The sequence below is a fragment of the Ruegeria sp. HKCCD9138 genome, from assembly GCF_057220975.1.
Genome location: NZ_JBWVAZ010000001.1, coordinates 303,378 through 323,585 on the forward strand (window position 1 = coordinate 303,378; position 20,208 = coordinate 323,585).

Below are 20,208 nucleotides of genomic sequence, written 5' to 3' on the forward strand. Positions count from 1 at the left end.
GATTACTCCTCGTCCACGCCGTGTTCAGTGTCCAGCTTGTTCATGCGCCAGGCGTAGTTGAAGATCAGCACCAGAAAGACTAGAATTGATCCCTGCTGAGCAAACCAAAAGCCCAGGTCGGTCCCGCCGATGGCGATGCCGGACAGCATCGGACGCAGCAGAATGCCGAATCCAAACGACACCAGCGCCCAAATTGCGAGGCTGATGTAAATGAGGCGCAGGTTGGCCTGCCAATAGCCCTTATCGGCGTCGGCAGTCTGCGCGGAGTTAGTCGAATTATCCGCCATCGCGGGTTCCTCCTTCGCTTCCTCGTTTGGCGGCCCGCTGCCAGTTTCCTCCAGGGCGTTGGGCCGCTTCTCGATTGTGCCGAACGCCGGCTTGGCGTCAGGCAAAACTCCACCGGTCCGCCAAGGCGGGTCCCTTGAAGTATTCTGTTTTAGGATCAAAGCCTTGGGGCTTTTCTCCTCCCCCTTAACTCATGACTTCGCCCACAAGATCTTGCAGGTCGCGGGCGATGTCATCGATCTGACCCATGGCGTCTATGCCTTTCAGCACGCCCTGAGCCTGGTAGTATTCAATCAACGGAGCGGTTTGCGCGTGATAGGCCGCCAGCCGCGAGGCCACGGTTTCCGCATTGTCGTCCGCTCGGCGCTTGAACTCGGTACTGCCGCATTTGTCGCATTTGCCGTCTACCAAAGGCTGCTTGAACTGATCGTGGTACCCCTCACCGCAGCCGGCACAGGTGTAGCGGCCCGAGATACGGGTCACCATTTCCGAGTCTTCAACTTCGAGGCTGATCGCGGCGTTGATCTTTTGACCGGTCGAAGCCAACAGCTCATCCAGCGCCTCGGCCTGAACCGTGGTGCGCGGGAAACCGTCCAGAATGACACCTTTGGCGCAATCCGGCTGGGCCATGCGGTCGCGTAGAATGGCGATAACGATCTCGTCGCTGACCAGATCGCCGGCCTCCATCACTGCCTTGGCAGCTTTCCCCGCTTCGGTTCCGGCAGCGACGGCTTCACGCAGCAGGTCTCCGGTGCTGAGTTGAACGAGCCCGAACTTGTCTTCCAGCATACGGGCTTGTGTGCCCTTCCCGGCGCCCGGAGGGCCGAGAAGGATCAGAACGGTGGGTGTGGTGATCGTGGCAGCGTCCATCACAACCTCACTTGTTCGCGCGGTTTTCGATCAGGTCTTCGACCACCGATGGATCGGCGAGTGTCGACGTGTCACCCAGCGAGCCAAAGTCGTTCTCGGCAATCTTGCGCAGGATACGGCGCATGATCTTGCCCGAGCGGGTCTTGGGCAAGCCCGGTGCCCACTGGATCACGTCTGGCGACGCAATCGGGCCGATCTCAGTCCGGACCCAGGTGCGCAACTCTTTCAGCAAATCGTCCGAAGGCTCGCGATCATTCATCAGAGTGACATAGCAATAGATGCCTTGTCCTTTGATTTCATGCGGATAGCCCACAACAGCGGCCTCAGCGACAGCGGCATGAGCCACCAGAGCGCTTTCAACCTCGGCCGTTCCCATACGGTGACCCGAGACGTTGATCACGTCGTCAACACGGCCGGTGATCCAGTAGTCGCCATCCTCGTCGCGACGGCATCCGTCGCCGGTGAAGTAGTAGCCTTTGTAGTCCGAGAAATAGGTCTTCTCGAACCGTTCATGATCGCCCCAGACAGTGCGCATCTGACCAGGCCAGCTATCCTTGATGCACAGCACCCCCTCAACGCCGTTGCCTTCGATCTCGACGCCGGATTGCGGATCCAGAACGACTGGCTGGACGCCAAAGAACGGTTTCATGGCAGAGCCGGGTTTCAATGCATGCGCGCCGGGCAGGGGCGTCATCATGTGACCGCCCGTTTCGGTCTGCCACCACGTATCGACGATCGGGCATTTACCCTTGCCGACGACGTCATTGTACCAGTTCCAGGCTTCGGGGTTGATGGGCTCACCCACAGTGCCAAGCAGGCGCAGATCGCTCAGGTCGTGTTTCTCAACCCATTCGTTGCCCTGACCCATCAGCGCACGGATCGCTGTCGGAGCAGTGTAGAACTGGTTGACCTTGTGCTTGGCGCAGACCTCCCAAAAGCGTCCCGCATCGGGATAGGTGGGCACGCCCTCGAACATAAGCGTGGTCGCGCCGTTGGCCAGCGGACCGTAGACGATATAGCTGTGGCCGGTAACCCAGCCCACGTCGGCGGTGCACCAGTAGATATCTCCGTCGTGATAGTCAAAAGTGATCTCATGCGTCATCGCCGCATAGACCAGGTAACCACCGGTCGTGTGTACCACGCCCTTGGGCTGACCGGTCGAGCCGGAAGTGTACAGGATGAACAGAGGATCTTCGGCACTCATCTCAGCCGGTGCGCAGTAATCGTCGGCCTCCAGCGCCATTTCATTGTAATCGTAGTCGCGGCCGTCGATCCAAGTGGTCTGACCGCCGGTGCGCTTGACCACCAGACACTTCACTGTGTCCTTGCAGTGCAGCAGGGCCGCGTCCGCGTTGGACTTCAAAGGGGTCTTGCGGCCGCCACGCGGAGCTTCGTCTGCGGTGATGACAACCTTGGCGTCGCAGCCATTGATCCGGGCTGCCAACGCGTCGGGCGAGAACCCGGCAAAAACGATGGAATGGATCGCGCCGATGCGGGCGCAGGCCAGCATGGCATATGCGGCCTCGGGGATCATCGGCAGGTAAATGACAACGCGGTCGCCTTTGCGCACGCCCATCGATTCCAGAATATTGGCCATCCGGCAGGTGCGGCGATGCAGCTCGGCATAGGTGATGTGCTGGGCTGCGTCGTTCGGATCATCCGGCTCCCAAATGATGGCGGTCTGGTCACCACGTGTCTTCAGGTGACGATCCAGGCAATTTGCCGAGACGTTCAGCGTTCCGTCCGCATACCAGTTGATCTTGACCGACCCGAAATTGTAGTTGACGTCCTTGACCTGGGTATATGGCTTGATCCAGTCGATCCGTTTGCCGTGCTCGCCCCAGAACGCGTCGGGGTCGCTCACCGATGCCGTATACATATCGGCGTATTTGTCAGCATCGACATGGGCACGCGCGACGGTTTCTGCGGATGGCGGATATACCTTGGCATCTGCCTGGGCAGCGGTGGTCATTCTGAGGCTCCTCCCTCTAGGATTGAAATTCTATGGACCGATTTTGCCAGCCGATTACACAATGTCGACCCATATCCTCCCCGATTTGGATAATACGTGGTTCAGAAAATAAATAAATAAATTGCCGTAATCCTTGGATTTGTTTGTAAAGAAATTTTTTTCTCATTGCGTAATGTGTAAAGAAATCCCTTTCAGTTTGTAAAATATGCTAAAAAACAACGGCCTACCTGTAAGCAGTTTGCATGTGCAAAATCTTCATTCGGGTTGCGGATAATCTGGAATCGGTTCCCCAACCCACGTGCGGCTCCTGATCCAGGCGGTTTCCGGCGCGGGGGTTGGCACATCCTATGGTTGGCGCTAGCTTTACGTTCAAGCGCCTCGGGAGGGGGCGCACCAAAGGGAGAAATCATAATGAACAAGATGTTGAGCGGTGCAGCTGTCGCCGCCCTGAGCATGGCGTTTGTCACCGAAGCGGCTGCCACCGAATGGAATGCCTCGGTCTGGGGCAAGCGCCGGGCGTTTACCGAACATGTAGAAAAGCTGGCTGAGCTGGTCAGTGAAAAAACCAACGGTGATTTCACTATCAATGTCAGCTATGGCGGTCTGTCAAAACCGCGCGAGAACCTGGACGGGATCGAGATTGGCGCGTTTGAAATGGCGCAGTTCTGCGCGGGTTACCATCGTGACAAGAACCGTGCGATCACCGTGCTGGAATTGCCGTTTCTGGGCGTGAACACTCTGGACGAAGAAGTGGCCGTCAGCCACGCCGTCTATGATCATCCGGCGGTCAAGGATGAGATGGCGCAATGGAATGCCAAGATCATCATGACGTCGCCCATGCCGCAATACAATCTGGTTGGCACTGGCGACCCGCGTGACGAGCTGACTGATTTCGACGGAATGCGGGTGCGCGCGACCGGTGGTCTGGGACAAGCGTTTGAGGCCGTTGGCGGTGTACCGACGTCGGTTCCCGCGACCGAAGCTTTCAACGCGATGGAATCCGGTGTGGTCGACACGGTGGCTTTCGCACAGCACGCGCATTTGTCTTTCGGTACGATCAACGAAGCCGATTGGTGGACCGCGAACCTGAATCCGGGAACGGTCAACTGTCCGGTCGTCGTGAATATCGAAGCTTACGACGCCCTGCCTGCGGAACACCGCGAAGCGCTGGACAGCTCGATTGACGAGGCCATTGATCATTACCTGGCCAACTACGGTGGCCTGTTGGAGCAATGGGACAGCGTTCTGGATGAAAAAGGCGTTCAGAAGGTCACGATCGACGACGCTGTAATCGAGGAATTCCGCGCCAAGGCGGCGGACCCGATCCGCGAAAAGTGGATTGAGGACATGACCGCACAGGGTCTGCCTGCTCAGGATCTCTATGATCTCGTTCAGACGACCCTGCAACAGCAGCGCGGCGGAAATTGACAGATCGGGCCGGGCGCTGCCTCGTGCCCGGCCTTTACATGAAAGGGGATCACCGGGATGGCAGGACAGGCCACGGTGTTGGAAGACGGCAGCCTGATCAGCCGTCTGGATCGACGACTATTGGGTCTCGAGCGTTTTCTGGCGTTGATCAGTGGAATTGCGGTTTTTGGACTGATGGTGCTGGCGGTCGTGTCGGTCAGCGGTCGAAACGCGCTGAACGCGCCGCTTCCGGGCTACGTGGACTGGATCGAGCAAGCCATGCCGCTGATCGCCTTTCTGGGGATTTCGTACGTTCAGCGCAGCGGCGGCCATATCCGAATGGATATCGTGATCTCACGCCTGAAGGGACGGGCGCTGTGGTTGTTCGAACTGCTGTCGATCCTGTTGATCCTGGTGCTGATGCTGGCTCTGGTCTGGGGGAGCTGGTCCCATTTCGACCGATCCTTTGATTTCGGTGCACCACTATGGAGCCGCGACAGCTCGATCGATATTGGTATCCCGATCTGGCCCGCGAAGCTGCTGGCGCCAATTGCCTTCTCGGTGTTGAGCCTGCGCCTGGTCCTGCAAGCGTGGGGCTACGGCCGCGCATTGGTTCTGGGACTGGATACACCGGTTGCCGTTCCGCTGATTCAGGATGCTGCGGCTCAGGCGGCGGCAGAGGCCGAACAGTTCGAAGGGCGCTCGTAACTCATGGACACGATCGAAATCGGACTTTGGGTCACGGGTGGCCTTTTGGTGATGGTCGTGGTCGGGATGCGCGTGGCCTTTGCCGCCGGGCTGGCGGGGCTTATCGGACTGGTTTGGATCTTCTGGGCCAAGTTCGGGTACGACCCTGGTCGTTTTGGCAAGGCTCTCACGGTTGCGGTCAAAACCGCAGGGCAGGTACCGCATTCCAAGGTGGCCTCGCATACGCTGAGCCTGATTCCAACTTTTATCTTGATTGGGTACCTGGCCTATTACGCTGGCCTGACACGCGCGCTGTTCGAAGCCGCAAAGCGCTGGGTCGCTTGGGTGCCTGGGGGGCTGGCGGTTTCGACCGTTTTTGCCACCGCCGGATTTGCGGCCGTGTCCGGAGCCTCGGTCGCTACATCGGCGGTGTTTGCACGTATCGCCATCCCCGAGATGCTATCCGTGGGTTATAACAAACGTTTCGCTGCTGGCGTGGTCGCGGCGGGTGGAACACTGGCCTCATTGATCCCCCCATCGGCGATCCTTGTGATTTATGCCATCATCGTCGAACAGGATGTGGGAAAGCTGCTGCTGGCGGGGTTCATTCCCGGCGCGTTTTCTGCCGTGGTCTACGGTCTGCTGATTGTCGGAATAGCGGTGTTTTTCAAAACCGTCGGACCACCGGTAACCGGGTTTTCCTGGAAAGAACGCTTTTCCGCCTTGCCGGGTGCGTTGCCCATTGTGGCCGTGATCCTGATCATCATTTGCTTTGTCTATAACCCGTTCGGTGAAAAAGCATGGGGTACGCCAACGGAAGGTGGCGCAATCGGGGCTTTTATCGTCTTCTGTTTTGCACTGTTCCACGGCATGCGCTGGAAGGAACTCAAGTCCGCCTTGCTAGAGACGGCGAAGCTGACTGCGATGATCTTTGCGATCATCTGGGGCGTACTGATCTACGTGCGATTTCTTGGTTTTGCCGATCTTCCGGGCGCGTTCTCGGACTGGATCACATCGCTGCAGATGTCGCCGATGCTGATCCTGATCTGTATACTTCTGGCCTATGCAGTGCTTGGCATGTTCATGGATGCAATCGGAATGCTCCTGCTGACATTGCCAGTGGTCTACCCGGCAGTCATGGCCCTGAACGGAGGAGAAACAGTGTCCGCCGCCGAAAGTACCTTCGGCATGTCCGGTCAGATGTGCGCCATCTGGTTTGGCATATTGGTTGTAAAAATGGCCGAGTTCTGCCTGATCACGCCACCCATCGGCTTGAACTGTTTCGTTGTGGCCGGTGTCCGCCCGGACTTGAGCGTTCAGGATGTATTCAAGGGCGTTACCCCATTTTTCATCGCCGACGCGCTGACCATCGCGATGCTTGTGGCGTTTCCGGGGATCGTCCTCTATCTGCCGTCATTGGCCGGATAAAAAAGGCCCCGGCGACCTGCCGGGGCCAGGTGGTCGCTTAAGCGGGTTCTTCAACCTGCCCGCATCAGCATCCCAAACAAGTCACGCGGGTCATCCGGATCCGCAAGCATGTCCAAAGGCTCAAAGAAATCTGTGCCTTCTATAGCGTTCTTTATGTAGCGAAGGGCTGAGAAGTCCTCGATCGCGAACCCGACACTGTCGAACAGAGTGATCTGGCGGTCGTCGGTTCGGCCTGTCGCCTGCCCGGTCATGACCTGCCACATCTCGGTCACCGGATGGTCGGCATCAAGTGCCTGAATCTCGCCCTCGACACGTGTCTGCTCGGGGTATTCCACAAAGATGTCCGACCGCAGCAGAATATCGCGGTGCAGTTCTGTCTTGCCCGGGCAGTCACCGCCGATGGCGTTGATGTGTACGCCAGGGCCGACCATGTTGTCCGTCAGGATCGTCGCGTATTTCTTGTCGGCCGTGCAGGTTGTGATGATCTGAGCGCCTTCAATCGCGTCTTCGGGTGTTTTGCATGAAACAACCGTCAATCCTTTGCCTGCGAGGTTGGCGGCACATTTTGCGGTTGCGTTGCGGTCGGTATCATAAAGACGAACCGTATCGATCCCGCACATCGCCTTGAATGCCAGGCATTGGAACTCCGACTGCGCCCCGTTGCCGATCATTGCCATGGTGGTTGCGGATTTCGGTGCCAGATACTTACCGACTAAAGCGGATGTGGCCGCAGTGCGCAGGGCGGTCAGCATCGTCATCTCGGTCAGCAGAGTGGGATAGCCGGTATAGACATCTGCCAGCAGTCCAAAGGCGGTCACCGTCTGAAGCCCTTCCGAGGTGTTTTTGGGGTGGCCGTTGACGTATTTAAAGCCGTAGGCCTCGCCGTCGGAGGTCGGCATCAACTCGATCACGCCATGAGGCGAATGCGCCGGGATGCGGGGCGTTTTGTCAAAGCTTTCCCAGCGTTTGAAATCGGCTTCGATCTGGGTGGCGATCTGAGTGATCATCGCCTCGACCCCGATATGGTGAACCAGCCGCATCATGTTGTCGACGGAAACAAAAGGGACAAGCGCCTTGTCTGAAGGTTGCATCGGGATTCTCCTAGCGGCGTGACAGGTGGATGCCTGCGATCATGCAGCGCACCGACCCGCCGGCGGTTTCAATTGTTGGAACAGACAGCGGCAATGGCGACGCGCTGGCCTCGATCACGGCTAGCTGGTCAGGTCTCAACGCCGCCAGCGCGCGGCTTGACAGAGCAAGTACAAGACCGTCACGACCCGCCAACTCGATGGCGTTGCCGGCAAATTCGGCAATCTGATCGTGGCTGAGGTCGATCACTGTGCGCCCGGATTCCTCCAACCGGGCCTGCACGGTCGCCCGGCGTTCCGGATCGGTGATCATATCCAGACAAATCAGCGCGTAGTGCGTGCCGATGCCCATCAGCACGTTTGTATGATAGACATCCCGGCCGTGCGCGTCCCGGGCCTCGAAAGCGATGGGTTCATAGTTGAAATGGGTGCAAAACCGTTCGAGCAGCACCGGATCGGCGCGATTGGATTTGACCGTGTAAGCAATGCGCCCCACGTGATCCAGAACCATGGCTCCGGTGCCTTCAAGGGCAAGGTTGTCCGGCTCAAGGCCCGAGTAGTCAATCACGTCCTGCACACGGTAATCGCGTTTCAGCATCTCGATCACGTCCGCGCGGCGCTCGCGCCGGCGAGAGGGGACGAACATCGGATAGATCGCCACATGACCACCGGGATGGGTCGAGAACCAGTTGTTCGGAAATACGCTGTCGGGTGTGTCGTTCTCTCCGTGATCGTCAAACACATGCACGGTCACACCAGCAGCGCGCAACTGCTCCACAGCGCGGTCGTGCTCGTCGCGGGCGGCAGTCGATGTTGCCTCGACCGACTGGTTCGCCAGCGTCTGGAACGCGTTGTCGTCCCGGGTTTCGGGGTTGGATGCAAAGGCGTGGGGCCGGATCATGACAACGGCAGAAGGTGCCTGAAGTGATAGCATCAGAAGCTCCGAGTGATGCGGTCAAAAATGCGGCGACCAAGAAGCGAGGCCGCGAGATCGACCATGAGCTTGGCGGTGCGGCCGCGCTCGTCGAGGAATGGGTTCAGTTCGACCAGATCAAGTGAGCAGACGAGGCCGCTTTCGTGCAGCAGTTCCATAACCAGATGCGCCTCGCGCTCGGTCGCGCCACCGGGAACGGTGGTGCCAACGGCGGGTGCGATGGACGGGTCCAGAAAGTCGACGTCCAGCGACACGTGCAGAAGGCCGTTTGCCGCGCGCACTTTGTCGAGGAAGGCCATCAGCGGGGCCTTGATGCCATGCTCGTCGATGCTGCGCATGTCGGCCAGCATGGCGTGGTCTTTTTCCAGCGCCGCACGCTCTTCCGGGTCGACCGAACGCAACCCGATCATTCCGACGCGGTTGGTGGGCACTGGTGCTGCCAGCGCAGGGAAAGCGTCAAATCCCGGCTGGCCGGTGAAGTAGGCCACAGGCGTGCCGTGCAGGTTGCCGCTGCCGGTGCTGTTTGGTGTGTGAAAGTCGCTGTGAGCATCCAGCCAAAGCACGAAGAGCGGCCGTCCGATATGCTCTGCATGCGCGGCCATGCCGGCCACTGTGCCCATTGACAACGCGTGGTCGCCACCCATGAAAATCGGAACTCCGGTCTGCGCGGCTTCCTGCGCAGTGCGGCTGAGCGCGCCGGTCCATCCCACGCATTCGGGCAGGCAAAACAAGTGAGGATGCTCAGGCATGTCCACCGGATCGGGGCGAATGTCGCCGATATCCGAAACGCTGTGGCCAAGATCCGTCAGAGCCTGCGCAAGCCCTGCAACGCGATAGGCATCCGGGCCCATCCGGCACCCCTGCCGCTGTTTTCCGGCGTCCATCGGGACACCGGCCAGAATAAGGTTCATTTTCTCCATATGTCTATCTAGCGACACAAGCTGGGTTGCGAGAAGAGATCAAAATGTTCAAAATGAAAGGCAGAAATGCAAAACGGGAAGCTACTTTGGACGATTTGGATAACAGATTGCTGAACGCCCTGCACCGGGATGCCCGCGCTTCTCTGTCCGAACTGGCCGAGGCGCTTGGGGTGACTCGGACAACGGTACGCAGCCGCTTGCAGCGTCTCAAACAGTCCGGCGAAATCGTTGGGTTTACGGTGTTGACCCGGCAGGGTGTCGCAGAAAGCCCGGTGCGCGGTCTGATGATGCTGGAAATCGAAGGCCGGGGAACCGAAAGGACCATGGCCCGGATTGCCGCCATGCGTCAGGTGCGGGCAGTCCATTCAACCAATGGCAGCTGGGATCTGATCGCCGAGATCGGTACCGAAACCCTGGCCGAATTGGATGAAGTGCTGTTTCAAATCAGGCGTATGGAAGGTGTCACCCGGTCCGAAACAAATTTGCTGCTATCCACCCGCAAAGGTCGCTACTGACCGCGTCGGGTCATGCTTTGACCGGGGCGAAAACTGTGCCAAGGTTCAACTGTGGCCCGATTACACCCCTGATGTCATGCAGTTGGGGCGCGGGCGCATAACCGCGCAGGAGCAGGGGCGTTCACAATGAGCACACAGGAAACCGGCGAAGAACCGCGTGCCATACGCTGGGCCGAGAAGGCTACCGAGCTGTTGGAAAAACCCTGGGTGCGCATTGCCATCCCGATAGCGGTTACCCTGATCGCGTTAACGGTTTTGCATGACCTTTCCTCTCATGTGAAGTGGGCGGACGTGAAAACGGATATCGCCGGGACGCCCTGGAAGATCATGTTCTTTGCGCTTTGCTGGACGGCTTTCAGCTTTGTGTCGCTGTCGTTCTATGACGTGTTCGCCGTGCAGAGCGTTGCGGATGGCAAGGTGCCGTTGCCGGTCGCCGGCATGGCCGGAGCAAGCGGATACGCCGTTTCTAACTGCCTTGGCTTCTCCTACATAACCGGTACGGCGATTAGATACAGAATTTATGCGTCGCTCGGGCTGGACCTGGGGCGCGTGGCGGGTGTTATCGCCACGTCCTGGGTCGCGTTCTGGATGGGGCTGGTCCTGATTTTGGGCATCCTGCTGACTTTCCATCCGGACGGAATAGCCAAGGTGCTGCCCATCAGCGAGACGACCGAGACCGTGATCGGCCTTTGTCTGCTGGCGGGGTTGGTTGGTCTCTTTGTCTGGCTGTCCAGCGGAGGCCGGCGGCTGTCGGTTGCGGGGTTCGGGTTTAACCTGCCCGGAGGCAAACTGGCCAGCCTGCTGACGCTTGCGGCGTTGGGGGATCTCTTCGGGGCTTCCATGACGCTGTATGTCCTCATGCCGGACGACCTTGGGGTGGGTTATCCCTATTTCTTCACCATCTATGTAGCGGCGATAGCGGTTGGTATCCTCAGCCATGCCCCCGGTGGGATCGGCGTGTTCGAGGCGACGCTGATCGCTGGGCTGGGCGCCTCCGGTCGATCCGACGTGATTGCTGCGCTGCTGCTATACCGCGTTGTCTACACCTTCCTGCCGTTTGGTATTGCCAGCCTGTCCATCGCCGTTGCCTCGGCCCTGACGCAGCGGCATCGGATCGGCGGCGCCGCCACTTGGGTGTATCGCGTTATCCGGCCAATCGTTCCCATGGTCGCGGCCGGTGTTGCGGCCGTTGCAGGGGTAATCCTGTTGGTCTCGGGCGCGCTGCCCGCCGGATCACAAAACCTGAGCGTCCTGCGAGAGGTTCTGCCGTTGTCCTTTGTCGAGGCATCACACCTTGCAGGCAGCGCCGTCGGGGTTTTGCTGTTGCTTGTATCGCGTGGGTTGTTCCGAAAGCTCTATCGCGCCTGGGTCGTGGCCATGCTGTTGATGGTGGCGGGGTTTTTTGCATCGCTTGCCAAGGGGCTGGACACGCATGAGGCCCTGTCGATGCTGGCTACCATCGGCCTGCTGGCGATGTTTCGTGGCGCGTTCTATCGGGTGAGCGGCGCGTCGATTTTTCGGTTGAACATTCCCTGGCTGGTCAGCGTCGTCGTGTTGTTGGCAGTGATCTTCTGGGTGGGCCTCTTTGCTTACTCCCATGTCGAATACCAGAATGCCCTGTGGTGGGATTTCGCCTGGAATGGTGATGCCTCACGGTTCCTTCGCTCCAGCCTTGTGGTGGCAGTGATCGTTGGCATTGTGGCCGTGAACTCTCTGTTCGGTCGAGAGATTCCGACCCCGGTGCGCACAGAGATTCCCAAAGTTGTTGAACGTTTGGTGATGGAGAGCGAAGACACCGAGGCGCAGATCTCGCTGACTGGTGACAAACAGTTCCTGATTTCCCCCGATGAGACCGCGTTTATCGCCTACGCCGATACAGGCAACGCACTGATCTCGAAAGGCGAACCGGTTGGCGATGAAAAGGCAGGGCAGCAACTGATCTGGCAATTGCGCGAAATGGCCGACCGCGAGGGAAAGCTATGCGCCTTCTATAGTGTGTCCACGAAATACCTGCCGACATTTCTGGATCTTGGCCTGTCGATCCTGAAGATCGGCGAGGTGGCACGGGTTTCGCTGAAGGAATTCTCGCTGGAGGGAAAATCGCGCAAACGATTCCGTCAGGCCAAGAACCGGGCCGAGCGGGAAGGGTATGTGTTCGAGATCATCCCCAAGGAAAACCTTGCCCCGGTGCTGCCGGAGCTGCGACAGATTTCCGACGATTGGCTGGCGCGGAAGGCGGGGGAGGAGAAAGGCTTCGCCCTGGGCGGGTTCGACGATCAATACCTGTCCTATTTCGACCACGCGGTGCTGCGCGATGGGAAGACCGGCAAGATCATGGCCTTCGCCAACCTGTTTCAGGGTGGTAACAAATCCGAATTGTCGTTGGATCTGATGCGATACGAACCCGACAGCCCGAGCTTTGTCATGGATGCCCTGTTTGCCGAGATGATGGTATGGGGGTCTGAGCAGGGGTTCCACTGGTTCTCGCTGGGCGCCGCGCCGTTCTCGGGCATTGAAAACCGGCAGCTGGCCTCACTCTGGAACCGGATCGGTGGATTTGTCTATGAGCATGGCGAGCAGTTCTACCACTTCGAAGGGCTGCGTTCTTTCAAACAGAAGTTCGAGCCGGAATGGAGCCCGAATTATCTGGCCAGCCCCGGCGGGCTGGCGGCTCCGCGCATCCTGTATGAGGTCAATATCCTGATCTCTGGCGGCCTGCGGGGCTTGACGAAATGAGGATCAGTTGAGGCTGGCGCGTGTCGGCGTCTTTTCCAGAAGGTCGCCCCAGTCCGTGCGATAGGCCATCTCGGCCAACACGGTTTCGGGCAGGAACTCTTGGTTTTGTCGGATTTGCCAACCTCCACCGAGACCTTTGTAGACGGCAACCAGATTGCTGGACACCTGCTGACGCGCCTCGATCAGATTGGCCTGAGACCTCAGCAACGCAGTCTGCGTATTCAGAATTCGGGAATAGCTGGCGATCCCGTCCCGGTACTGATCTACGGCGATCTCGGCCGCCTTGCGCGACGCATCGACACTTTGCTGATAGAACGCAACCTGCTTGCGGGCTTCACTATAGGCTACCATGGCGCTTTCGACCTCGGAATACGCGGTCAGGACCGTGTTCTGGTAATTTGCAATCAACGCCTGATAGGCCGCGTCCTGCGCCCGCACATTGTTCTGAATTCGGCCATAGTTCAGTACGTTCCAGACAACACCGGCACTGGCCAGCCCGGTGTTGCTGCTGGAACTGAACAGATCCCGTCCGCCCGACGCCTGCAAGCCAATTGATCCGGAAAGAATGAATTGCGGATAAAGGTCGGCCATCGCGATGCCGACCTGCGCCGATTGCGTTGCCGCCGCCAACTCGGCGGCGCGCACGTCAGGACGCCGGCGCAACAGTTCAGCCGGAACGCCCACAGCCACGTTCGAGCGTGCAGTGGGGATACGCCCCGAATTACCCAACTGACTGGTCATGCGAGAAGGCGTCTTGCCCAGCAGTACGGCCAATGCGTTCTTGGCCTGCTGCAGATCACTCTCCAACTCGGGCACCAGCGCCTTCGTGTTGTTCAGCAGGGCGAGGGATTCCTGCACGTCCAGTTCGGTCGTGACGCCGTTGTTGAACCGCAATTGGGTCAGGTCTGCGGATTCCTGCTGCAGTCTGATGTTTTCACGCGCCACCCCCAACGCTTCTTGCAGCGAACGGATATTGATATAGAGCGCTGCCACATCGCCGGTCAAAGTCACAAGTGCGTCGTCGTAATTTGCCACCTGCAGCGCCAGGTTCGAGCGCGCTGCCTGAACTCCACGCCGCTGCGCGCCCCAGACGTCCAGCTCCCACTGCGCGTCAAACCCAACCTGCGACGTTGAAAACTCGGTATCCAAGGGGATGATCCGCCGGATGTCCGAGACCGGCCCCAGATTGTCGCTGAGCCGACGGCGTTCCAGCGAACCGCCGATTGCTTGTGATTGCGGATAGAGCTCTCCGAAAGCAATCCCCAGTTGTGCGCGAGCTTGCAGGACGCGCGCGCCTGCGACCTGTAACGACAGGTTTTGTGCATAAGCTTCGGCGATCAGCTTGTTGAGGGTGGGATCGTTGAACGTTTCCCACCACTTGACGACTGGGGCGCTGCGTGAGGTCAGACCGCTTTGCCCCGCGCTTGGGCTGTTGACCTCGATCCACTGCTTCACAACCGGAGAATTCGGACGCACGAAATCCGGCCCCACTGGCGCGCAAGCCGCCAGCGTGGCCGCGCAAAGGGCCGTTCCCAATAACCGGCGGAGTGTCATGGTGCCCATTCTCAGATATCCAGCGGTCGGATGAAGTTGGCGAAGGAATAGAGGCGGATGTTGATGCGCCTCAGAAACTCAAAGCTTTTGCCCATACCAGTATAGATGGCCACGGCGGCATGTCCGCCTGCCGGGAAAGTATGCCCCTCGGGCACGTCGACCGAGATTTGAACCGCAATCCGGCCGGGCAACTTTGGCAACTCAAAGCCCGGCAGACGGCCGGACGGAAGGTACTGCCCCTGTCTGGTTGCCCACCAGATCGCCTCGACCTTGCCGGTCAGGATTTCGCCGGGGTAAAGGTCCAGCGCGACCTCGACGGGTTGGCCTGGTTCGACGAACTTCAGGTTTTGTTGCCGGAACGTGGCAAGGATATAAGGGTTGTCTTCGGTGACGAAGCTGGCAATTGCGCCGAGACGAATATCGCCGACGACCAGCCCCGGGCGCGCCTGCTGAGAGACGATCATCCCATTTTCTGGCGCGTAAATCGTCGTATTTTCGAGGAAATACTCGGCCTCGGCCAATTGTGCCTGCGCTTGCAGAATACCGGTGTTCACCCCGTCGATCTGCGAGGCCTGTGCCAGTTTCGACTTTTCAAGGTTGGCTTCGGCCTGTTTGACCTGTGCCTGATCCTCGGTGACCTGTTCGTTCCAGCGATCCAGTTCGTCCTGCCGGGCACCACCTGCCGGGACGAGGTTTTCATACCTTGCCTGTTGCGTCAGGGCGTAGGCAAGTTGCGCGTTCGCACGTTCTACTGCCTCGGTCGAGGCAATGACGTCCTGTTCAAGGATCTTGGCGTTCTGTTCGGCGGCCACCAGTTGCGCTTTGGCGTTGTCCACTGCCAGCGAAAAAACTGTATCATCAAAGCGATAAAGGGGGTCACCTTTCGTGACCTCAGCGTTGGGTTCGACCAGTACCTCGGTCAGAATTGTCGGCTGGGTCAGCTTGGGCACGATCTGGATCGTCGACCGGACGACGTGGCTGTCGACCGAGAAGGGCTGAAAAAACCGCAGGGCGACCAGAAAGATCAGAAGCAGATGCGCACCGACCCAGAAGGACACGATCCCCCAGGCGATGTTGAATTTCAGCCATTCCATCTTGAAGAAGATGAACCAGACGAAAATGATGTAGAAAAGCGTGATGCCTAGGGCGACGAACATATTTGGTGGTTTCCCCTGGCCTTAGCTCTGTTGTGTCTCGTCGCCGGTATCAAGCCGGTCCTGGTACTCGGGCTTGACCTTGCCGCCCAGCCGTTTGATCTCATCGCGGATCGCATCGCGTTCTTCGTCCGGGCCGCGACGCATGTCTACTGTCACCCCATCGTGAAACGCCCACATGAATGCGTGGACCCAGGGTACGACGGCCAGAAAACCCATCCATCCCATGATCTTGACGGCCTCGGCATGGGGGTGGTTGCGCTTGATCGCAATGCGACCGGGCAATCCCATCAAGAAGAGAAACAGCGCCATGATAGCCGCCAGCAGCAGGATAAGTGCTACAAACGTAAGATAATCGTAATATCCGAGTGGTTGCCCCAGAAGTCCCATGCTCATGCCTCCTTACGGGAAGGTTGCTCCATCCTCAGTTGTTGTTGCCCATTTCGTCAATCAATTTGTAGCTGGTCGGTGGATCTGCGCAAATACCCGGGCCGCATTCCAGCAGCGTAGTACCGGCGTTCAGCACTGCCAGCCCCAACATGAGAAAGAAGGCGAACTTGGCGAGCTTGTTGTCCCCGAACCGGGGTTCGGAACGAGAACCATCGGCATATTGCCGATCAAACATGAGCATGATGGCGGTGCCCAGCAAAATCAGGAAAAAGCAGATAGCGGCCCATGTGTAATAGTGCAGGCCCAAGACAGGTGAGCCATAGTGACCGGTGCCCGGTACGATATGCAGCAGGATTTGCCGTACCGCAACACTGCCGCCAAACAACGCTGCGATAAGCACAATCGCGTAATGCTGCGGCCGCGCGCCGTAGAGCAGGTTGAGACCAAGGCCCACACCCACCGCAACAAATCCGACCCGCTGTAGCAGGCATAATGGGCAGGGCAGTTCATACAATTTCAACTGGTAGAAATAAGCCAGCGTCAGGACCACGCTGACGGCCAGCATTCCAAGAGCATTGAGGGTTCTGGACAGTTCCGGTGTCATCGCGCCGCCCTCACAACTGAATGGTCAGTTCGCTGGTGGCGTGGAACTTCAGCCAGAACACACTCAACGCAAGCGTGACAAAAAACAGCGCGTTGGCTGCCCTAGTCAGTCTGAAATAGTTCAACCCCATCGTAGCCGTAAGTAACGCAAATAAAAGCGCAATCATGGCCCGGTTCTCCCCTCCCGTGCACAAGTTTCAATGCTGGGGATAGTGTCAGGCCCGTGCGTATCTGGCAAGAAGCGGGTGTTGGAATTCGCGTTAAATGCGAAATGCGCTTAGTTGCATAAAACCACCGAAGTCTGCCAGTCGCGGCAGAGTTTCGGTAGATCGCCGGGCAAGGGCGCGTCGGTGTAGATTGTATCAATATCCGACATCGAGGCGATGCGACCGGGTGCAGCCCGCTGGAATTTCGACTGATCCGCAACCAGGCATGTATGTCGGGACTGCGCAATGATTGCCTGACTGACCTGTACTTCCTGCAAGTCGAAATCCAGCAAATCTCCGTCTGGATCCAGCGCCGAGCAGCCGATGATGGCGCGATCGAATTTGAACTGACGGATCATGGATGCAGTCAGGTCTCCCACAAGGCCACCGTCAGCCCGTCGCAGAACACCGCCGGTGACGACGATTTGACAGTCGGGATTGTCCACCAGAATGTTCGCGACGTTCATGTTGTTGGTCACAACCATCAGGTTCTTGTGGCCTAGCAGTTGGCGCGCGACGGCCTCGGTCGAGGTGCCAATGTTCAGAAAGATCGAACTGCCGTCGGGAATGTCTGCGGCGCAGCGTTCGGCAATGCGGACCTTGGCCACTTCATTCAGGGCACGCCGGTCATCATAGCCGATATTCGAGACGCCCGAACGCAGAACGGCTCCGCCATGCACCCGGTCCAGCTTGCCTGCGTCCGACAGTTCCGAAAGATCGCGGCGGATGGTCTGGACGGTCACGCCGAACCGATCAGCAAGATCGTCGACGGCAACACGGCCCTCGGCGCTGGCGATTTCAAGAATATCGGATTGGCGAAAGGATAGTGACATGGCGCGCTCTGCTAAAACTGGGTTAAGTTCGTTTTTGTTCTTTTTTTGGCTGATGGCAAGAAAAAGCTACCAAGCCTCGCTAAAAAGTGCATGGTCAGCTATGCTGAAAGGAAAAATAGCGAAGAAAAACATTGACGATGCGAAAGGTGTTCCGGTTAATGCGAGCGACCGGCCTCATCAGGGAATCATCGGATATGTCAGCGCAACAAGATCAGATTACGGACCTCTTCATCATTGGTGGCGGAATCAACGGATGTGGCATTGCGCGTGACGCCGCAGGGCGCGGGATGTCCGTGACCCTGGCCGAGATGAACGATCTGGCATCGGCGACGTCTTCGGCATCGACCAAACTGTTTCACGGCGGGTTGCGTTATCTGGAGTATTTCGAATTTCGACTGGTGCGCGAGGCCTTGATCGAACGCGAAACCCTGCTGCGGGCTATGCCCCATATCAGTTGGCCCATGCGGTTCGTCTTGCCGTATCACGCTGATATGCGGTTTGACTCGGAAACCCCGACGTCGCGCCTGCTGAGCACGGTGATGCCCTGGATGCGTGGGCGCCGGCCAGCCTGGCTGATCCGTTTAGGTCTGTTCTTGTATGACAACCTCGGTGGACGGAAAATCCTGCCGGGAACATCTTCGCTGGACTTGCACAGTGCCCCCGAAGGTGCGCCGCTTAAGGACAAGTTCAAAACCGCCTATGAATATTCAGACTGCTGGATCGAGGATTCGCGTTTAGTGGTCCTGAACGCCCGCGATGCCGAGGCGCGTGGTGCGAAAATTCTTGTGCAGACCGAAGTTGTCTCGGCCGAGCGCAGTGGGGACCTCTGGCAGGTCACGATCCGCGACCGTGCCAGCGGTGAAACTCGCATAGTTCGGGCAAAAATGCTGATCAATGCAGGCGGCCCTTGGGTCGGCGACATTATCCAGACCAAGATTCGGTCGAACTCCCGCGAAGGTGTGCGTCTGGTGCGGGGAAGCCATATCGTGACGCGGAAACTATTCGAGCACGACAAATGCTATTTCTTCCAGGGTGAGGATGGCCGGATCATTTTTGCAATCCCGTATGAGCAGGACTTCACCCTTATCGGGACAACAGATCAGGATCACCCGGACCCGTACCAGAAACCGGAATGCACGGTATCCGAGCAGGAATACCTGTGCGCCTTTGCGTCAAACTACTTTGAGCGCCCTGTTACACGGGATGACATTGTCTGGACTTACTCCGGGGTTCGGCCCCTCTACGATGATGGCGCCACCAGCGCGACAGCGGCAACCCGCGATTATACACTGAAAGTGGATGCCGATGGCGGAGCCCCCGTGCTGAACGTTTTTGGCGGCAAGATCACGACATACCGTCGGCTTGCCGAAAGCGCGTTGGATAAGATCAAAGAACATTTCCCGGACGTACCCGGCCCCTGGACCGCCGGGGTTGCATTGCCGGGCGGTAATTTCCCGGTCGACGGTGTGCAGCAACAGGTCGATCAGTTGCTGGCTGACTACGGTTTTCTCGGCGCCAAATGGGCGGGTCGATTGATCCGTGCTTATGGGACCGAGGCCCGCGTCCTTCTGGGGGGCGCACAAAGCGTCGAGGATCTGGGCGAGGACTTCGGTGCCACCCTGACAGAGAGGGAGGTTCAATGGTTGATGGACAAGGAATTTGCACGTCAGGCCGAAGACGTGATCTGGCGCCGCAACAAGCTGGGCCTGCGCCTGACCTCGGATCAGGTTGCGCGGCTCGAAGAGTGGATGGCGCGCCGTATTCAACCTGAAAAGGTTGCCTGACTGTCCATTCGATCTTCCGGCGCGTTGGTATTTCCGGCTTGGCGGACGTCCGATACCGTGCTAGCCATCCGATACGGTCGGCAGACACCGAGGCGTCGCTGCTCTGTTCAGAGTGCTAAACCTGCCCGATGACACGAACGACATCGCATACATCAGGGCGTAGTTTCGTCAAGACAGCGACCAACGATCGAGCACACCGCCCGACATGGATGCATGATGACCAAAACTTCTGTTCCCTTGCACGCTGAAGACCTGACAGGTTTCGTACGTGCACTTTCCCGACAACTGGGTGAAGCAAGCCCGTCCCATCTAACGCTGATGAACATGGTCGCTCGGGCCGCGGGATATCAAAACGTTCAGCACATGCGCTCTGCCAACGCCGCCCGAAGACGGCTGGACACTGCAAAAGAGCAACAGCCGTTGGATATGCGGGCGGTTGAGCGAACCCTTCACCTTTTTGATGCGTCCGGCAGATTGCGTCAGTGGCCTTCGAAACGATCTGTGCAGAACCTGTCACTCTGGGCGCTCTGGTCTGCACTGCCGGCGGGATCCTCTCTTTGGGAAAAAGACGTCAACGCATATCTTACCGAAGAGCATAACTTTGATGACCCGGCTACCCTGCGACGGACCATGATTTCCTGCGGTCTTCTGTCCCGGCGGCAAGATGGAACTGACTACCGACGTGTAGAGCGGGAGCCTCCGGCAGAGGCGAAGGCTGTGATCCACGCCGTGGCGACTCGTCGTCGGGCGCGTCCGGTGCAAACTGATAATACGCCATTAGGGCAGCGGTAGCAGTTCCAAAGAAAAAGCCCCGCAAAGCAGGCGGGGCTTTTGCTGTATCT

At 58.4% G+C, this 20,208-nt stretch carries 20 protein-coding genes; 8 read left to right on the forward strand and 12 right to left on the reverse strand.

Annotated elements, in window-relative coordinates; genetic code table 11:
• Window positions 1–2: 2 nt before the first annotated feature.
• The 3 genes from AC2TEL_RS01560 to acs all read right to left on the reverse strand — a co-directional run bounded on the left by AC2TEL_RS01560 (window position 3) and on the right by acs (window position 3,127).
• Window positions 3–287, reverse strand: a complete 285-nt coding sequence (locus tag AC2TEL_RS01560; protein ID WP_480840208.1) for a DUF4212 domain-containing protein — start codon at window positions 285–287, stop codon at window positions 3–5.
• A gap of 184 nt (window positions 288–471) precedes the next feature.
• Window positions 472–1,155 carry an adenylate kinase gene (locus AC2TEL_RS01565; protein WP_480901531.1) on the reverse strand — a complete coding sequence of 228 codons (684 nt, stop codon included), beginning with the start codon at window positions 1,153–1,155 and terminating at the stop codon, window positions 472–474.
• A 7-nt stretch (window positions 1,156–1,162) separates the two neighbouring features.
• Entirely contained in the window at window positions 1,163–3,127 is a 1,965-nt protein-coding gene (gene acs, locus AC2TEL_RS01570; protein ID WP_480901533.1) for an acetate--CoA ligase, read from the reverse strand.
• Between the two features lie 411 nt (window positions 3,128–3,538).
• Between acs and AC2TEL_RS01575 the strand changes: the two genes are divergently transcribed.
• The 3 genes from AC2TEL_RS01575 to AC2TEL_RS01585 are packed head-to-tail and all read left to right on the forward strand — an operon-like array spanning window position 3,539 to window position 6,649.
• Window positions 3,539–4,555, forward strand: coding sequence for a C4-dicarboxylate TRAP transporter substrate-binding protein (locus AC2TEL_RS01575; RefSeq protein WP_480839186.1), 1,017 nt, complete (start codon window positions 3,539–3,541; stop codon window positions 4,553–4,555).
• Window positions 4,556–4,612: 57 nt separating this feature from the next.
• On the forward strand, window positions 4,613–5,242 hold the full coding sequence (locus AC2TEL_RS01580) for a TRAP transporter small permease subunit (protein WP_480901534.1): 630 nt from the start codon (window positions 4,613–4,615) through the stop codon (window positions 5,240–5,242).
• Between the two features lie 3 nt (window positions 5,243–5,245).
• A complete protein-coding gene (locus AC2TEL_RS01585; protein ID WP_480901535.1) occupies window positions 5,246–6,649 on the forward strand; it encodes a TRAP transporter large permease in 1,404 nt (467 codons plus the stop codon).
• 50 nt (window positions 6,650–6,699) lie between these two features.
• On the opposite strand, the gene AC2TEL_RS01590 is transcribed toward AC2TEL_RS01585, so the two are convergent.
• From AC2TEL_RS01590 to rocF, 3 genes are read right to left on the reverse strand one after another with little or no spacing between them, the layout of a single operon-like run.
• Window positions 6,700–7,740 (reverse strand): ornithine cyclodeaminase, encoded by a 1,041-nt coding sequence (locus AC2TEL_RS01590; RefSeq protein ID WP_480839192.1) that lies wholly within the window; start codon window positions 7,738–7,740, stop codon window positions 6,700–6,702.
• A 10-nt stretch (window positions 7,741–7,750) separates the two neighbouring features.
• Window positions 7,751–8,671 carry a citrulline utilization hydrolase CtlX gene (gene ctlX, locus AC2TEL_RS01595; protein ID WP_480901536.1) on the reverse strand — a complete coding sequence of 307 codons (921 nt, stop codon included), beginning with the start codon at window positions 8,669–8,671 and terminating at the stop codon, window positions 7,751–7,753.
• Window positions 8,671–9,591, reverse strand: coding sequence for an arginase (gene rocF, locus AC2TEL_RS01600; RefSeq protein WP_480901537.1), 921 nt, complete (start codon window positions 9,589–9,591; stop codon window positions 8,671–8,673). Before rocF ends, ctlX begins: the two co-directional genes overlap by 1 nt.
• Before the next feature lie 86 nt (window positions 9,592–9,677).
• On the opposite strand from rocF, the gene AC2TEL_RS01605 reads away from it, so the two are divergent.
• Both AC2TEL_RS01605 and mprF read left to right on the forward strand, forming a co-directional pair.
• Window positions 9,678–10,106: an Lrp/AsnC family transcriptional regulator gene (locus tag AC2TEL_RS01605; RefSeq protein ID WP_424830805.1), complete on the forward strand. Its 429-nt coding sequence runs from the start codon at window positions 9,678–9,680 to the stop codon at window positions 10,104–10,106.
• A gap of 126 nt (window positions 10,107–10,232) precedes the next feature.
• Window positions 10,233–12,842, forward strand: coding sequence for a bifunctional lysylphosphatidylglycerol flippase/synthetase MprF (mprF, locus tag AC2TEL_RS01610; protein WP_480901538.1), 2,610 nt, complete (start codon window positions 10,233–10,235; stop codon window positions 12,840–12,842).
• A 3-nt stretch (window positions 12,843–12,845) separates the two neighbouring features.
• On the opposite strand, the gene AC2TEL_RS01615 is transcribed toward mprF, so the two are convergent.
• From AC2TEL_RS01615 to AC2TEL_RS01640, 6 genes are all read right to left on the reverse strand, one after another.
• Window positions 12,846–14,396, reverse strand: a complete 1,551-nt coding sequence (locus AC2TEL_RS01615; protein ID WP_480839200.1) for an efflux transporter outer membrane subunit — start codon at window positions 14,394–14,396, stop codon at window positions 12,846–12,848.
• 11 nt (window positions 14,397–14,407) lie between these two features.
• Entirely contained in the window at window positions 14,408–15,553 is a 1,146-nt protein-coding gene (locus AC2TEL_RS01620; RefSeq protein WP_480901539.1) for an HlyD family secretion protein, read from the reverse strand.
• A 21-nt stretch (window positions 15,554–15,574) separates the two neighbouring features.
• Window positions 15,575–15,946 (reverse strand): DUF3302 domain-containing protein, encoded by a 372-nt coding sequence (locus AC2TEL_RS01625; RefSeq protein WP_480839204.1) that lies wholly within the window; start codon window positions 15,944–15,946, stop codon window positions 15,575–15,577.
• A 28-nt stretch (window positions 15,947–15,974) separates the two neighbouring features.
• Window positions 15,975–16,544 (reverse strand): disulfide bond formation protein B, encoded by a 570-nt coding sequence (locus AC2TEL_RS01630; RefSeq protein WP_480901540.1) that lies wholly within the window; start codon window positions 16,542–16,544, stop codon window positions 15,975–15,977.
• 10 nt (window positions 16,545–16,554) lie between these two features.
• On the reverse strand, window positions 16,555–16,710 hold the full coding sequence (locus tag AC2TEL_RS01635) for a DUF5993 family protein (protein WP_480901541.1): 156 nt from the start codon (window positions 16,708–16,710) through the stop codon (window positions 16,555–16,557).
• A 110-nt stretch (window positions 16,711–16,820) separates the two neighbouring features.
• Entirely contained in the window at window positions 16,821–17,582 is a 762-nt protein-coding gene (locus AC2TEL_RS01640; RefSeq protein ID WP_480901542.1) for a DeoR/GlpR family DNA-binding transcription regulator, read from the reverse strand.
• Here AC2TEL_RS01640 and AC2TEL_RS01645 point away from each other — a divergent pair.
• From AC2TEL_RS01645 to AC2TEL_RS01655, 3 genes are all read left to right on the forward strand, one after another.
• Entirely contained in the window at window positions 17,581–17,853 is a 273-nt protein-coding gene (locus tag AC2TEL_RS01645) for a hypothetical protein (protein ID WP_480901544.1), read from the forward strand. The two genes, AC2TEL_RS01640 and AC2TEL_RS01645, sit on opposite strands and share 2 nt — an antisense overlap.
• The gene (gene glpD, locus AC2TEL_RS01650) at window positions 17,777–19,366 is read left to right on the forward strand and encodes a glycerol-3-phosphate dehydrogenase (RefSeq protein ID WP_480901545.1); all 1,590 of its coding nucleotides are present in this window, start codon (window positions 17,777–17,779) and stop codon (window positions 19,364–19,366) included. Before AC2TEL_RS01645 ends, glpD begins: the two co-directional genes overlap by 77 nt.
• Before the next feature lie 216 nt (window positions 19,367–19,582).
• Entirely contained in the window at window positions 19,583–20,158 is a 576-nt protein-coding gene (locus AC2TEL_RS01655) for a DUF2087 domain-containing protein (RefSeq protein WP_480861867.1), read from the forward strand.
• The last annotated feature ends 50 nt before the right edge of the window (window positions 20,159–20,208 follow it).

Coding starts and splice junctions, on each gene's coding strand:
- AC2TEL_RS01560 (WP_480840208.1), bottom strand. CDS start 287: ATGGCGGATAATTCGACTAACTCCGCGCAGACTGCCGACGCCGATAAG.
- AC2TEL_RS01625 (WP_480839204.1), bottom strand. CDS start 15,946: ATGAGCATGGGACTTCTGGGGCAACCACTCGGATATTACGATTATCTT.
- rocF (WP_480901537.1), bottom strand. CDS start 9,591: ATGGAGAAAATGAACCTTATTCTGGCCGGTGTCCCGATGGACGCCGGA.
- AC2TEL_RS01645 (WP_480901544.1), top strand. CDS start 17,581: ATGGCGCGCTCTGCTAAAACTGGGTTAAGTTCGTTTTTGTTCTTTTTT.
- AC2TEL_RS01655 (WP_480861867.1), top strand. CDS start 19,583: ATGACCAAAACTTCTGTTCCCTTGCACGCTGAAGACCTGACAGGTTTC.
- AC2TEL_RS01620 (WP_480901539.1), bottom strand. CDS start 15,553: ATGTTCGTCGCCCTAGGCATCACGCTTTTCTACATCATTTTCGTCTGG.
- glpD (WP_480901545.1), top strand. CDS start 17,777: ATGTCAGCGCAACAAGATCAGATTACGGACCTCTTCATCATTGGTGGC.
- AC2TEL_RS01640 (WP_480901542.1), bottom strand. CDS start 17,582: ATGTCACTATCCTTTCGCCAATCCGATATTCTTGAAATCGCCAGCGCC.
- AC2TEL_RS01580 (WP_480901534.1), top strand. CDS start 4,613: ATGGCAGGACAGGCCACGGTGTTGGAAGACGGCAGCCTGATCAGCCGT.
- AC2TEL_RS01630 (WP_480901540.1), bottom strand. CDS start 16,544: ATGACACCGGAACTGTCCAGAACCCTCAATGCTCTTGGAATGCTGGCC.
- AC2TEL_RS01635 (WP_480901541.1), bottom strand. CDS start 16,710: ATGATTGCGCTTTTATTTGCGTTACTTACGGCTACGATGGGGTTGAAC.
- ctlX (WP_480901536.1), bottom strand. CDS start 8,671: ATGCTATCACTTCAGGCACCTTCTGCCGTTGTCATGATCCGGCCCCAC.
- AC2TEL_RS01590 (WP_480839192.1), bottom strand. CDS start 7,740: ATGCAACCTTCAGACAAGGCGCTTGTCCCTTTTGTTTCCGTCGACAAC.
- AC2TEL_RS01575 (WP_480839186.1), top strand. CDS start 3,539: ATGAACAAGATGTTGAGCGGTGCAGCTGTCGCCGCCCTGAGCATGGCG.
- AC2TEL_RS01585 (WP_480901535.1), top strand. CDS start 5,246: ATGGACACGATCGAAATCGGACTTTGGGTCACGGGTGGCCTTTTGGTG.
- acs (WP_480901533.1), bottom strand. CDS start 3,127: ATGACCACCGCTGCCCAGGCAGATGCCAAGGTATATCCGCCATCCGCA.
- AC2TEL_RS01615 (WP_480839200.1), bottom strand. CDS start 14,396: ATGACACTCCGCCGGTTATTGGGAACGGCCCTTTGCGCGGCCACGCTG.
- AC2TEL_RS01565 (WP_480901531.1), bottom strand. CDS start 1,155: ATGGACGCTGCCACGATCACCACACCCACCGTTCTGATCCTTCTCGGC.
- mprF (WP_480901538.1), top strand. CDS start 10,233: ATGAGCACACAGGAAACCGGCGAAGAACCGCGTGCCATACGCTGGGCC.